The sequence below is a fragment of the Brachyspira hampsonii genome, from assembly GCF_002214805.1.
In the GTDB taxonomy this organism is placed as follows: Bacteria; Spirochaetota; Brachyspiria; order Brachyspirales; family Brachyspiraceae; genus Brachyspira; species Brachyspira hampsonii.
Genome location: NZ_CP019914.1, coordinates 2,008,074 through 2,020,790 on the forward strand (window position 1 = coordinate 2,008,074; position 12,717 = coordinate 2,020,790).

At 28.1% G+C, this 12,717-nt stretch carries 16 protein-coding genes; 11 read left to right on the plus strand and 5 right to left on the minus strand.

Translation table 11 applies throughout. The annotated features are described in order from the left end of the window. Positions 1–268: 268 nt before the first annotated feature. Positions 269–913, minus strand: a complete 645-nt coding sequence (locus BHAMNSH16_RS08745; protein WP_008726623.1) for a hypothetical protein — start codon at positions 911–913, stop codon at positions 269–271. A 330-nt stretch (positions 914–1,243) separates the two neighbouring features. On the opposite strand from BHAMNSH16_RS08745, the gene BHAMNSH16_RS08750 reads away from it, so the two are divergent. The 11 genes from BHAMNSH16_RS08750 to smpB all read left to right on the plus strand — a co-directional run bounded on the left by BHAMNSH16_RS08750 (position 1,244) and on the right by smpB (position 9,952). After that, positions 1,244–2,788 carry an acyl-CoA carboxylase subunit beta gene (locus BHAMNSH16_RS08750; RefSeq protein WP_008726621.1) on the plus strand — a complete coding sequence of 515 codons (1,545 nt, stop codon included), beginning with the start codon at positions 1,244–1,246 and terminating at the stop codon, positions 2,786–2,788. Positions 2,789–2,817: 29 nt separating this feature from the next. Continuing rightward, positions 2,818–3,138, plus strand: coding sequence for an OadG family protein (locus BHAMNSH16_RS08755; protein WP_008726618.1), 321 nt, complete (start codon positions 2,818–2,820; stop codon positions 3,136–3,138). 175 nt (positions 3,139–3,313) lie between these two features. Continuing rightward, entirely contained in the window at positions 3,314–3,706 is a 393-nt protein-coding gene (locus tag BHAMNSH16_RS08760) for a biotin/lipoyl-containing protein (RefSeq protein WP_008726616.1), read from the plus strand. A 15-nt stretch (positions 3,707–3,721) separates the two neighbouring features. Then, entirely contained in the window at positions 3,722–4,849 is a 1,128-nt protein-coding gene (locus BHAMNSH16_RS08765; protein WP_069731624.1) for a sodium ion-translocating decarboxylase subunit beta, read from the plus strand. Between the two features lie 159 nt (positions 4,850–5,008). Further along, complete coding sequence (locus BHAMNSH16_RS08770; protein ID WP_069731623.1) at positions 5,009–6,274, plus strand: M16 family metallopeptidase; 1,266 nt, start codon at positions 5,009–5,011, stop codon at positions 6,272–6,274. A 127-nt stretch (positions 6,275–6,401) separates the two neighbouring features. After that, the gene (locus BHAMNSH16_RS08775) at positions 6,402–7,757 is read left to right on the plus strand and encodes a signal recognition particle protein (protein WP_008726611.1); all 1,356 of its coding nucleotides are present in this window, start codon (positions 6,402–6,404) and stop codon (positions 7,755–7,757) included. A 22-nt stretch (positions 7,758–7,779) separates the two neighbouring features. After that, positions 7,780–8,139: a 30S ribosomal protein S16 gene (gene rpsP / locus BHAMNSH16_RS08780; protein ID WP_008726609.1), complete on the plus strand. Its 360-nt coding sequence runs from the start codon at positions 7,780–7,782 to the stop codon at positions 8,137–8,139. 30 nt (positions 8,140–8,169) lie between these two features. After that, positions 8,170–8,412, plus strand: coding sequence for a KH domain-containing protein (locus tag BHAMNSH16_RS08785; RefSeq protein WP_008726607.1), 243 nt, complete (start codon positions 8,170–8,172; stop codon positions 8,410–8,412). Further along, positions 8,409–8,918, plus strand: coding sequence for a ribosome maturation factor RimM (rimM, locus tag BHAMNSH16_RS08790; protein ID WP_008726604.1), 510 nt, complete (start codon positions 8,409–8,411; stop codon positions 8,916–8,918). Before BHAMNSH16_RS08785 ends, rimM begins: the two co-directional genes overlap by 4 nt. A gap of 127 nt (positions 8,919–9,045) precedes the next feature. Further along, positions 9,046–9,285, plus strand: a complete 240-nt coding sequence (locus BHAMNSH16_RS08795; protein WP_241033591.1) for a DUF305 domain-containing protein — start codon at positions 9,046–9,048, stop codon at positions 9,283–9,285. 178 nt (positions 9,286–9,463) lie between these two features. Further along, positions 9,464–9,952 (plus strand): SsrA-binding protein SmpB, encoded by a 489-nt coding sequence (smpB, locus tag BHAMNSH16_RS08800; protein WP_008726602.1) that lies wholly within the window; start codon positions 9,464–9,466, stop codon positions 9,950–9,952. A 7-nt stretch (positions 9,953–9,959) separates the two neighbouring features. On the opposite strand, the gene BHAMNSH16_RS08805 is transcribed toward smpB, so the two are convergent. The 4 genes from BHAMNSH16_RS08805 to BHAMNSH16_RS08820 all read right to left on the minus strand — a co-directional run bounded on the left by BHAMNSH16_RS08805 (position 9,960) and on the right by BHAMNSH16_RS08820 (position 12,589). Beyond that, entirely contained in the window at positions 9,960–10,238 is a 279-nt protein-coding gene (locus tag BHAMNSH16_RS08805; protein WP_008726600.1) for a hypothetical protein, read from the minus strand. A 3-nt stretch (positions 10,239–10,241) separates the two neighbouring features. After that, positions 10,242–11,468 (minus strand): hypothetical protein, encoded by a 1,227-nt coding sequence (locus BHAMNSH16_RS08810; protein WP_069731621.1) that lies wholly within the window; start codon positions 11,466–11,468, stop codon positions 10,242–10,244. Between the two features lie 231 nt (positions 11,469–11,699). Further along, a complete protein-coding gene (locus tag BHAMNSH16_RS08815; RefSeq protein WP_008722116.1) occupies positions 11,700–11,966 on the minus strand; it encodes a co-chaperone GroES in 267 nt (88 codons plus the stop codon). A 110-nt stretch (positions 11,967–12,076) separates the two neighbouring features. Beyond that, the gene (locus tag BHAMNSH16_RS08820; RefSeq protein WP_008722119.1) at positions 12,077–12,589 is read right to left on the minus strand and encodes an adenine phosphoribosyltransferase; all 513 of its coding nucleotides are present in this window, start codon (positions 12,587–12,589) and stop codon (positions 12,077–12,079) included. Between the last annotated feature and the right edge of the window lie 128 nt (positions 12,590–12,717).

Genomic DNA, 12,717 nt, shown 5'->3' on the forward strand with positions numbered 1-12,717 from the left:
TTTTATATAAGAATTAATTATATTATATTGAAATTAGAATATAATTCCAATTAAGAAACGAATCAACACTAGAAAATTTAAAATTATTTCCTTTAGCTTTCATTAAAGGAATATCATAAGAAACATATCAGTTAACTATTATTTTTTATTTATAAATAATCATTAGTGAGAATAATATATTTATAAATAAAAAATACTATGTTGTCAGCTTATAAAAAATGGGAATGCTTTTATATATAAGCATTCCCAAAATATTATTTTATATTAATTAGAATCTTAAACCAATTTCAGCACCTAAATCAAAAGATGAAAGTTTTACATTTAAAGTAGGATTTGTAGTTTCAATTAAAGGTATATCATAAGAAAAATATGCACCCACAACTATATTTAAAGGCAATAAGAAATCAACTACAGCCTTCACATAAGGTATATATGGATTTTTAAAATTATCTTTAAGTTTTTTATAATCATATCCTTGAGATTGATATCCGCCGTCGCTTTCTCTGAAATAACTGCTTCCTGCTAAAGGTATTTTTACTCCTGCACCTACACCTATAGATACAAAAGCAATATCTATTCTAGGCAAAACACCTATCATTAAGCTGTCAAAAGTTACTCCGCCTTTGGATTTTTCATCAATTGCAGATTTGAATGCAAATGCATCTCTGTTATATCCTAAGTCTAAACCTAAACCAAGTGATAAATATTGAAATCCTAAGTAATAAGCAGGCTGAACATGAATACCAAATTCAAAACCGGCATCGGATTTTAAACTTGAAGCATCATTTCCTGTGAAACCGCTGAAGCTTGCACCAATAGGAATAATCAAACCTAAACTGAATCCTGTTTTAGCCATTAATCCGCTGCTTAAGCTCATTATTAATATACTTGTTATTATAATTAATTTTTTCATTTTATTATTTTCTCCTAAATAAAATTTATACATCTATATAAAATTATAAATATAAAAAATAAACTATATATAATTTGTTTTTTGTTTATTTATTCTATATGTTATAACATAATTTAAATATTTACTTTGTTATAATTGTAAGTATATTCTAACTTTTTTCAAGTATTTTTTGTATTTTTTAACATTCGACTAAATTGTTAAAACATACAAAAGTTATGAAATACCATTGCAATAAATAAGAAATAGTTATATGTTTCTTTAACTAGTCATTTAAATTTTTGTTTAAAATCTAATAGTTAGATAAAAAATCTAATAAGGACTTAAAGAAATATGCAAGAAAAAATCAATGAATTAAGAAAAAGAAAAGAAAAAATAGAAGAAGGCGGTGGCATAGAAAAAAATGAAGAGCGTCATAAAAAAGGTAAATTAACAGCAAGAGAGCGTATATTACATCTTTTAGATGAAGGTACTTTCTGCGAGATAGATGCTTTTATAGAGCATAGATGCAGTGATTTCGGTATGGAAAAAAATAAAGTTGCCGGAGAAGGTGTAGTTACAGGATACGGTAAAATAAATGGAAGACAGGTATGTATATATGCTCAGGACTTTACTGTTATAGGCGGTTCATTAGGACAAATGCATGCTGCTAAAATTTGTAAGGTGCAGGATATGGCTATAAAATTAGGCTGCCCTTGTATAGGTATTAATGATTCAGGCGGAGCTAGAATACAAGAGGGTATTGACTCTTTAAGAGGATATGGTGATATCTTCTACAGAAATGTTCAGGCTTCCGGAGTGATACCTCAGATATGTGTTATAATGGGACCTTGTGCAGGAGGAGCTGTTTATTCACCTGCTTTGATGGACTTCATATTTATGACTGATAAAGGCTCTAATATGTTTATAACAGGTCCTCAGGTAGTAAAAGCGGTTACAGGAGAACAGGTTTCTGCTGAAGAGCTTGGAGGAGCTTATGTTCATAGTAAAACTTCAGGTGTTGCTTCTTTGATGTTCCCTGATGAGGTTTCTACATTAGAAGGTGTTAAGAAATTATTATCTTATATACCTCAGAATAATTTGGAAGATGTGCCTTTAGAGAATACAGACGATGATCCTAACAGAGCAGATGAAGAATTATCTAATGTTCTTCCAGACAGCCCAAATAAACCTTATGATATAAAAGAGATTATAAAAAGAGTGGTTGATAATGGAGAGTTTTTTGAGCTTCAGCCTTTATTTGCTACTAATATAGTTATATGTTTTGCCCGTCTTGATGGAAAGTCTGTTGGTATAATAGCTAATCAGCCTAATTCTATGGCGGGTGTACTTGATATTAATGCAGCAGATAAAGCGGCAAGATTCATTCGTTTCTGCGATAGTTTTAATATTCCTCTTATCACATTAGTTGATACTGCAGGATATTTACCGGGTGTAGGACAGGAGCATAATGGTGTTATTAGGCATGGTGCTAAACTTTTATATGCTTATTCAGAGGCTACTGCTCCTAAAATTACTCTTATTATAAGAAAGTCTTATGGGGGAGCTTATATTGCTATGTGTTCTAAGCATTTGGGTGCTGATATGGTTTATGCTTGGCCTTCTGCTGAGATTGCTGTTATGGGACCGGATGGTGCTGCTAATATCATATTTAAAAAAGAAATAGATAAAGCTGATGATCCTAAAAAAGTAAGAGCTGAAAAAATAGAAGAATACAAAAAAGAATTTGCTAATCCTTACAGAGCTGCTGTTAGAGGTTATGTAGATGATGTAATAGAGCCGGAATATACTAGAAGCTATTTGATTAATGCATTGCATATTTTAGCAAGCAAGAGAGAAACTAGACTTCCTAGAAAACATGGCAATATACCTCTATAAATTTAATTTTAGATATTAAGGAGAATTGAATGGAACATAATTCAGCTATTACCATATTTGGTATAATGTCTGTTTTTATAGTTGCTTTAGTTTTTTATATATTGTCTTTAGTTTTGGGAATGATTTTCAAAACTAGGAATATAAAAAAAGAAGAAGAAATTATAAAAGTAGTAGAGGAAAGCAAAACTAAAGAAGAGGATTTAATAGATGATACTGAACTTGTTGCGGTTCTTACAGCTTCAATATCAGCTTATACAGGTATGTCTAATAATAAATTTATTATTACATCTATTAAAGAATCTAAGACTCCTATATGGGGAATGGTGGATAGAGTAAATAAATTAAAATGATAATGTAGTAATATAAAAAATAGTTAGCTTAAAAAAGCTGTATATTTTTATTAAAAGTATCACAGAGTAAGCAATCTATTTTTATTAATAAAAGATTGATAGTCTTATAACTAAAGTTGTTATAGATTAGAATTTTTTAATTATAAATTAAAAACATTTTGTGGAGAATAATATTATGACTAAGCAATATAAAATCACAGTTAATGGAAAAACTTATGATGTATCAGTAGAGGAGATAAGAGCCGTAGCTTCAAATAAAACAGTATCTACTATAGTTAATGCTCCGGTAAATACACCTAAGCCTGTTGCAGCACCAAAACCTGCAGCAGCTCCGGCAGTACCAATAGATGAGAATGCTATATCAGTAAAAGCAACTATGCCCGGCACTATAGTATCATTTAATGTTGCGGTAGGAGATAAAGTACAAGAAGGTCAGGTTGTAGCTATATTAGAAGCTATGAAGATGGAAAATGAAATTACAGCTCCTGCATCAGGAGAAGTAAAATCTATACATGTTGAAAAGGGTTCTTCAGTTGTAGAGGGTCAGGTTATATTACAAATCAAGTAATATAAAGGGGTGAATATGAATAACGCTTTAGGTTTGGATTTTAACAATTTATTTACAGGTTTTTATCCGCCGACTTTAGCCCAAGTTATAATGATGCTTTTAGGAGCATATCTTATATATATGTCTATATATTATAAGAAAAAACCTTTGCTTCTTCTTCCTATGGGAGTTGCAATATTAGCTGCTAATATGCCTCTTCCTAAAATGACAGAAGATGTAGTAAGCGGTTTTTTGGGTTTAATTCATAGCGGTGCAGACAGCGGAGTTTATCCTGTATTGGTATTTTTTGCAGTTGGTACTATGATAGATTTAGGACTTGTGCTTGCAGATCCTAAAAATTTCTTTATAGGTGCTAGTTCTCAGATTGGAATACTTATAGTATTTTATATTATGAGTTCTTTGAATTTAGGTGAAGATTTATCTGCTGCTACTTCGATTATAGGCGCTGCTGACGGATCTTTGGCTATGTATATGACTTCTCTCATTACAGAGCCTAGATATTTTGCCGCTATTGTTATGGCTGCATATCTATATATGGAGCTTCTTCCTTTACTTCAGTCAGGACTTACAAAGGTTTTAACTACTGCAAAAGAAAGAAAAATTCCTATGAATTATTTGAGACAGGTTTCAAGAGGAGAGAAAATTATATTTGCCGTTATTGCTATGGGGCTTTGCGGAATATTTTTAGCAAACTCATTTCCTCTTATAGCTGCTCTTTTATTTGGAAGTATTTTGAGAGAATCAGATATTATAAAAAATTTCTCAGTTAGTTTGCAGAAATCTTTAACAGAAATACTTACTATGCTTATAGGAATAGCAATAGGCTCTTCTGCTTCAGCTGAATATTTTATGACATTAAATACAGTGATGATATTTGCTTTCGGATTATTGTCATTGATATTAAGCACTACAATAGGTATAATTGCTGCTAAAGTTATTAATATATTATCAGGCGGTAAAGTTAATCCTATAATAGGTTCTGCAGGTTTAAGTGCTTTTCCTGTTCCTGCTTGGGGAGCCCATGTTTACGGACAGGAAAATAGTTCATCTAACTGTCTGCTTCTTCATGCAATGGCAGTTAATATTTCAGGTATAATATCCGGTGCTATTGTTATGGGTATACTCCTTACATTCTTCCATTAATAAATATAAAAAATAAATTTAATGATTATATAATACTTAAACCCTGTTTATTAATTTAAATAGGGTTTTTTTATATAAAAAATCTTATTCATTACACTGTAAAAAATAATAAAATTAATATATAATATTATTAGTATAAAAAATATTTGTGGAAAAAATATGGTAAAAAGATTAACATTAAAAAACGGTACAAGAGTTGTTTTAGAAAAAATGCCGATGCTTGATACTGTTTCTATAGGCTTTCTATTTTTAACAGGCAGTGCCAATGAAAAAAAAGAAGAAAACGGATATACTCATTTTATAGAGCATATGCTTTTTAAAGGCACTGATAAAATTAGTGCAAAAGAACTTATTAGAAATATAGAAGGGGTTGGCGGTATATTCAATGCTTTTACTTCAAGACATTTAACTTCTTTTTATATCAATATAATATCTAAATATTTTGACAGAGCAGTTGATACTTTGGAAAATATTATGCTTTATTCTGCTTTCAGAGAAGATGATATAAACAGAGAAAAAAAAGTTATAATTGAAGAGCTTAAAATGTCAAATGATACTCCTGAAGAAATATCAGCCAATCAATTTTTTGCTGCTGCTTATAAAGGCACTTCTATGAGTTTTCCTATAGGAGGGAATATCAATAATATAAAAAAAATAAGCAGAGAAAAAATTTATTCTTATTTTAAAGAGCATTTTAATTCTAATAATTTAATTATATCTATAGCCGGAAATTTTGATATTGATTATGCCGTAGACAGACTTGAAAAAATAAAATTAGAAAAAGGAACTAGAACAGTTAATGATGATCTTCCTTTTTATTATAAAACTATAACTAAAGAAAAACAGGAAATTAATCAGGTTTATTTTTCGCTTGTAACACCTTCATATAATGCATGCGATAATAAAAAAAGATATGCTATGAATATAGTTAATGATATATTCGGAGGAAGTTCCTATTCAAGATTATTTCAATCAATAAGAGAAAATAAGGGACTTTGTTATAATATATACAGTTATAATTCCAGCTTTATAAACGGTGGTACATTTGAGATACATGGTTCTACTAGTTTGGATAAATATGCTCAGACTATAGAAAGTATATATTATGAAATAGAAAAATTAGTTAATGAAAGAATATCAGAAGAAGAGCTTGAAGAGGCTAAAGAGAGCTATAAAGGTTCTATGGCATTTAGTAAATTTAGTGAGAAATTTATAATGAATAAAAATGCAAGGCATGAATTATATACATCCAAATATATTTCATTTAAAGAGCTTTATAATATAATAGATAAAGTAGATTTAAAACTAGTTAATAATGTTATAGATGAAAAATTGATGAATAAAAAATTCTTCTTAACATCTGTAGGAGCAAGCGGTACTAAAGATATAAGTAATGCTTTAAGCAGAAAACTTAAATTAAATTGATAATAATGTTTGAAATGTATTGAATAATTATTTTGTTATTATATATAATTTTTTATAAATATTGACTTTTAAAATATATTATGTATAATATTACTAGGAATTAATATATTTATAAGGTTGTTTTTTAGTGTTTGGTAATTTAACTAAATCTATATCTAATGTATTCTCTAAAATACAAGGAAAAAAAGTCCTTACAGATAAGGATATAACAGATAGTCTATTAACTATAAAAGAAGCCTTGCTTTCTGCCGATGTATCTTTAGAAGCTGCTGATAAGTTTCTTGAAGAAGCTACAAACAGAGCTATAGGTAAAGAAAAATTAGAGGGCGTAGAGCCTGCTAATCAATTTGTGGCTGATGTTCATGATACATTGGTTAATATGATAGGTGAGGGTGAAAGCGGTTTAAAATTAGAACCTGTTGAGAAAACTACTATTACATTATTATTTGGTTTGCAGGGTTCAGGTAAAACTACTACAACAGCTAAATTAGCAAAATACTATAAAGATAAAAGACGAGTTATGATGGTTGGTCTTGATGTTCACAGACCTGCAGCTATGGAGCAGCTTGCCGTTTTAGCTAGAGAAGTAGGCGTTCCTTATCATATAGATACTAAAGAAAAAAAAGCATATAAAATACTTAAAAAAGCACTTTCAATCGCTAAAAAAGAGCAGTATAACATGATATTAGTGGATACTGCAGGACGTTTAGAGATAGATGAAGAAATGATGCTTGAATTAAGACGCGTTGTAAACTCTGCTAATGTTACTGAAAAATTATTAGTAGTTGATTCTACAGCAGGTCAAAGTGTTTATGATGTTGCAAAAAGTTTCCAAAATAACATTGGAATTAATGGTGTTATACTTACAAAATTTGATTCCGGAGTTAGAGGCGGTGCAGCTTTATCTTTAAAATATGCTACCGGTTCATCTGTTAAGTTTGTCGGAGTAGGTGAGCATTTAGATGATATTGATGTATTTGATGCTAAGAGAGTAGCAGGACAAATACTTGGTATGGGCGATATAGTAAAATTAGTAGAAAAAGCCCGTGCCGCTATAAGCGAAAAAGAAGCTCAGGAAATGCTTCAGAAAGTTATAGAAAATAATTTTGATTATAATGATTTCTTAAAACAAATTGAAGCTACTGCTAAAATGGGCGGTCTTAGCAAAATGACTTCTATGATTCCGGGTATGGCTAATGTAGATACTGAACTTCTAAGCCGTGAAGAAGAAAAATTTAAAAAGTATAAAGCTATTATACAGTCAATGACTAAAAAAGAAAGATTAGCCCTATTTCCTTTGAATAATTCAAGAAAAATGAGAATATCCAAAGGAAGCGGTCAAAGTGTTTATGATGTAAATCAGTTAATAAAACAGTTTACTATGATGAAAAACATGATGGGCAGTACTAAAAAGATGGATAAGCTCGCAAAGTCCCTAGAGGGTATGGGTATGTCTATAGATGATTTAAACAAATTAATGTAAATAAACTTGGAGGAAAAGAAAGGTGGTAAAATTAAGATTAAAACGTATAGGTCGCAAACATGAGCCTCATTATCGTATAGTGGCTGCAGATGCTCGTTTCCCACGCGATGGTCGTTTTATTGAAGAGCTAGGTTGGTTTAACCCTAAAGCTAAAGATGTATTATATAAGTTGAATGTAGAAGGCTTAAAAAAATGGCTTTCTAATGGTGCACAGCCGACTTATGTAGTAAAAAGCATTCTTGTCAAAGAAGGCTTGATGGAAAAAGATAAAGGTGCTCCTCTTGAAAGAAAGAAAAAAAGAGCATTGAAAAATCCTGAAAAAAGGCGCAAACATCGTAAACAAGCTAAGCCTGAATCTACTGAGGAGAAAAGCGAAGCTTAATTACGTCTATAATATATAAAGGAGTGTGCTATGACGGAAGAAAAAGAGCTTATTGAGTATTTGGCTAAAAAGTTAGTGGATGAGCCTGAGGGTGTGAGTGTTAAGGTTATTGAAGGTGAGAAGAGTACGATTCTGGAATTGAAAGTGAACCAAAGCGACATAGGTAAAATTATAGGTAAAAGAGGTCGTATTGCTCATGCATTGCGTACTATTCTTTTTGCTGCTTCCATGAAAAGTGGTAAACGTGTAATGCTTGAGATTATTGACAATTGATTTTTTTTTACGGCAAAATCACAGGTTTACATGGTTTAAAAGGAGAGGTAGAAATTGCTTTTTCTGATAAGAGTTATTTTGCCTCTCTTCCTATTTTAAATAAAAATATACCTGTTATAATTGATAATCAGACATTTACTCTATTAAATGTTAAAAAGAAGAACAAATCTTTTGTGTTTCAATTAAAAGATATAAATACTATAGAAGAGGCTGAAAAATTAATAGGGCTTGATATATTTATAGATTCTTCATATTTGCCTCAATTAGATGATGATACTTTTTATGAGGCTGAATTAATCGGATATAAAATCATAGATACTGACAATAATATTTATGGTGAGATAACAGATTTATACAGTCTTCCTTCAAATTATGTATTTGAAATTAAATTGAAAGAAAATAATAATATAGTTTCAATACCATTTGTTAAGGCATATTTCGGCAATTCTGATAAGATAAATAAGACTATAACAATAATACAAAAACCTATATTTGATGACGATTAGTATCAATAAATATTATTTTTACCTTTGATTATATTACCAAGTTATTAAACTTAAATAAAATTAAAAGATATAAAATGAAACAAATTATAACAATATTGATTGCTTTAATGTATGCTTTTATAATATCATGCGGACAAAAAACTTCAATATAGATAATCATTCATCGCATTCTATGGATAGTATGAATGTTAAAGGCTCTGAAATTATAGACTTAATGCACGCTTCTATGATGGAACAGCCATTTCAAAAAACTAAGAATATTGATGATGATTTTTTATTTAATATGATACCTCATCATCAGGCATCTCTTGATGTTTCAAAGAAGATATTAGAATACACTAAAGATGATAAAATAAATTGCAAATAGGATAGTAGCAGCACAAGAAAAATAAATAAATGATATGAATAATATATTAAATAATCATTAATATTTACTTTTTAATAATAGGTGTATTTAATACCTTCTATTTTTTACTTTTAAGTTTAGAATTGACAAATTGATTAATTTTAGTATAATCTATATACTTAAATTATGGTAATGTATTATGGCTAGTAAAAAGGATAAAAAATCAGGCAGTAATGCTATTTCATCTGGAGAGATAGTAAGAAATAAAAAGGCTCTATTCAATTACGAGCTTATAGAGAAATTTGAAGCGGGCATTGTTTTGCTTGGTACTGAACTAAAATCTCTTAGAGAAAGAAGTGTTAATATGGCTGACAGTTATGCTTCTTTTAAAAAGAATGGAGAGCTTTTTATAGTTAATATGCATATATCACCTTATCATTTCGGAAATAGAAATAATCATGAACCTTTAAGAGAAAGAAAGCTATTGATGAAAAAAAGAGAATTAAGGAGATTATACGGAAAAATAAAGGAACAAGGGCTTACTTTAATTCCTGTTAGATTGTATTTCTCAAGAGGAAAAGTTAAAGTAGAATTAGCTTTGGCAAGAGGTAAAAAACTTCATGATAAAAGAGAGACTCTAAAGGGAAAAACTTTAGATAGAGAAATGGAAAGATATATAAAAAGATAGAATAATTTTATTCATAAGATAAAGAATTTCTTATATAGAATTCTATTTTGGCAATATTATCTGATACTTCCTTAATATTTGTTTTTTTATCTTTTTCTGATTTGTATTTTTTTAATGAATCTATAAATTCTATTAATAAATTTTTTATGTTTTCCATAGAAATTTTTTCGAATTTTTTTGCTAAAACTTCTATTTTTTCTATAGTGCTGTAATCTATATTGTTTATACCGCTGAAAACTATATCAGATAAAAGCAATTCTAAATCTCTTAATAAATCAAAAATCATACATTACCTGTTATTATCTTTTATTTTTAATAAATTAAGTCTATATAGAAATAGAAAAGGTATATCTTTTTTTACTATAACAATATAAAGAATAGAAGATATAAATATTCCTATTAAAGCTGCCACTAAAGATAAATTACTCATAACAAATACAGTTTGATATAATATTAATATACATATAGGTATATATATTCCTCCTGCTAAGGCAGTAAGTATTAAAAAGAAAAAGAATACAAATATTGGGTTTCCCATAACTGTATTATTAAATATATATTCACTGCCTATATGAATGGCAAATGTTTCAAGATATAAATATATTGTCGAAATACATGCAAGAATAAAAAAAGCTATAGCATATATTTTTTCTCTTTTCATTAAGAATCCTGCTATAAAAAATACTATAAGTATAACAGAAAAAATATAACTGTCTAAAAGCAGAAAACAAGCTGATATTAATAACTCTGTCAATATTATCAATATCATGAGTGTGAAGTTCTTTTTAATAGAGGCAAAGCCGAAGAAAGTATATATTATAATTTTTGATTTACTATTTCTATATTCTTCATATATATGTTTAAAGTAGCTTATAAATATTAATGCTATAGATACCAAAAACAGAGTTGGAAATAAAGTTGATGTTATTAATATTGAACTTTTAATATTTAAATTATCAGTATCACCTATTAATAATTTTGAAGATATTCTATTTCCTTTTTCTTCTTTTATATTTACATAAGCATATTCTTCATAGGATATATTAGTATTTCCCGTTGAACCTACATAAAGTATATGCATAAGTACAATACCATTCCCAGGATTTTTTAAATTTAATTTAGCTTTTGCTATTCCATTTTCATCGGTAGGAACAACATATATATTAGTATACATATTAACTGCTTCATTAGTATTTAATTGAGCATCTGCATTTTCATCTATTTCTTTTAAAAGTATTTCTTCTTTTTGATCCTCATCTATTTCAAAATCAAACATATCAGGGTTTAATGATGTGAATCTCACCAATCTATTAACAAGAGGAAATCCTCTTCTTTCAAGCATTATAGATATTTCATTTTGTGTATTTGTTTCATCTGATTCATTAGTTTCATTATATATGATAAAATTATTTTCTTTTTCATAAGTAAATTTATATTCAGGATCTTTGTTAGTTGTATTATTTTGAGCATACACTATATTTAATATTGCAAGAAATATTATGAAATATTTTAGCATTTATAAAAATCTCCTGATAAAGATATGAAATTAATGATTTTTATTAATTATCGAACAAATTAATAAAATTAAATAATATAATTTTTATATTATTTAACCTTATTAATTCTTTATGATACGAAAAAGTTTTATTAACAATATTAATAACTGCTGAAAATAATAATTGTAAAAAAAGAACACCATCTTTTTTAAAGATTAGTGTTCTTTATTTTTTATTTGTATAGCTATTAATTATTTTATAAGAGCAACTATCTCTTCATTTTTTACTATTAAATATTCTGTATCGCCTTCTTTTATTTGAATACCAGCATATTTATCATATATAACTATATCGCCTTTTTTTACTTTTATATCTTCGCTGTCGCCTACTTCTATAACTTCTGCTTTTTGTGTTTTTTCTTTAGCTGTATCTGGAAGAAGTATTCCGCTTGAAGTTTTTTCTTCTTGTTCTAATACTTTTAGAAGTACTCTATCTGCTAATGGTTTAATAGATGACATATTTTATATCTCCTTAAAATGTATTTATTTCGATAATTTTTTTAATAATTTTTGCTATATTCTATAATAAAAAATGTTAAAAGTCAATAACTTATAAAGAGTAATATTATTTAGTATTGTATAACAACATTAATAGGATATTTATCTATTTCTTTTCTTCCGTTTAATTCTTTTAATTCTATTAAAAAAGATGAGCCTACAACTATGCCTTCTAATTTTTCAACCATTTTTATCATAGCAAGTGCAGTACCTCCTGTAGCAATTAAATCATCAACTATTAAAACTCTTTCACCTTTTTTAATAGCATCTTCATGCATATATAGAGTATCTGTACCGTATTCTAAAGCATATTCTTCTGAAATGGTTTTATAAGGAAGTTTTCCTTTTTTTCTTACAGGGATAAAGCCGCAGTTCATTTTATAGGCTAATGCTGAACCTATTAAAAATCCTCTGCTTTCTGCTCCGACTATATAATCTATTTTTTCATTACTTATTTGTTCTGCCATTTTATCTATTGCATATTTGAATGCATCTTTATTTTGAAGTAAAGTAGTGATATCTCTAAAAAGTATTCCTTTTTTAGGATAATCTTGAATATTTCTTATATAATCTTTTAACTCCATGTAACACCTCGTTTTAATAAAAAAATAGTTATGTAAACAATTACACAGTTTTTTATTATAATACTTTTATTAAAAAAATCAATTAAAAATATTGCTTTTAATAAACTAATTTTAATGTATATTATTTA

Bases quoted from the DNA above. Each gene is read 5' to 3' on its own strand.
- BHAMNSH16_RS08785 (WP_008726607.1), top strand. From the start codon at position 8,170: ATGACGGAAGAAAAAGAGCTTATTGAGTATTTGGCTAAAAAGTTAGTG.
- smpB (WP_008726602.1), top strand. From the start codon at position 9,464: ATGGCTAGTAAAAAGGATAAAAAATCAGGCAGTAATGCTATTTCATCT.
- BHAMNSH16_RS08745 (WP_008726623.1), bottom strand. From the start codon at position 913: ATGAAAAAATTAATTATAATAACAAGTATATTAATAATGAGCTTAAGC.
- BHAMNSH16_RS08760 (WP_008726616.1), top strand. From the start codon at position 3,314: ATGACTAAGCAATATAAAATCACAGTTAATGGAAAAACTTATGATGTA.
- BHAMNSH16_RS08810 (WP_069731621.1), bottom strand. From the start codon at position 11,468: ATGCTAAAATATTTCATAATATTTCTTGCAATATTAAATATAGTGTAT.
- BHAMNSH16_RS08750 (WP_008726621.1), top strand. From the start codon at position 1,244: ATGCAAGAAAAAATCAATGAATTAAGAAAAAGAAAAGAAAAAATAGAA.
- BHAMNSH16_RS08765 (WP_069731624.1), top strand. From the start codon at position 3,722: ATGAATAACGCTTTAGGTTTGGATTTTAACAATTTATTTACAGGTTTT.
- BHAMNSH16_RS08815 (WP_008722116.1), bottom strand. From the start codon at position 11,966: ATGTCATCTATTAAACCATTAGCAGATAGAGTACTTCTAAAAGTATTA.
- BHAMNSH16_RS08805 (WP_008726600.1), bottom strand. From the start codon at position 10,238: ATGATTTTTGATTTATTAAGAGATTTAGAATTGCTTTTATCTGATATA.
- BHAMNSH16_RS08755 (WP_008726618.1), top strand. From the start codon at position 2,818: ATGGAACATAATTCAGCTATTACCATATTTGGTATAATGTCTGTTTTT.
- BHAMNSH16_RS08820 (WP_008722119.1), bottom strand. From the start codon at position 12,589: ATGGAGTTAAAAGATTATATAAGAAATATTCAAGATTATCCTAAAAAA.
- BHAMNSH16_RS08770 (WP_069731623.1), top strand. From the start codon at position 5,009: ATGGTAAAAAGATTAACATTAAAAAACGGTACAAGAGTTGTTTTAGAA.
- BHAMNSH16_RS08795 (WP_241033591.1), top strand. From the start codon at position 9,046: ATGCGGACAAAAAACTTCAATATAGATAATCATTCATCGCATTCTATG.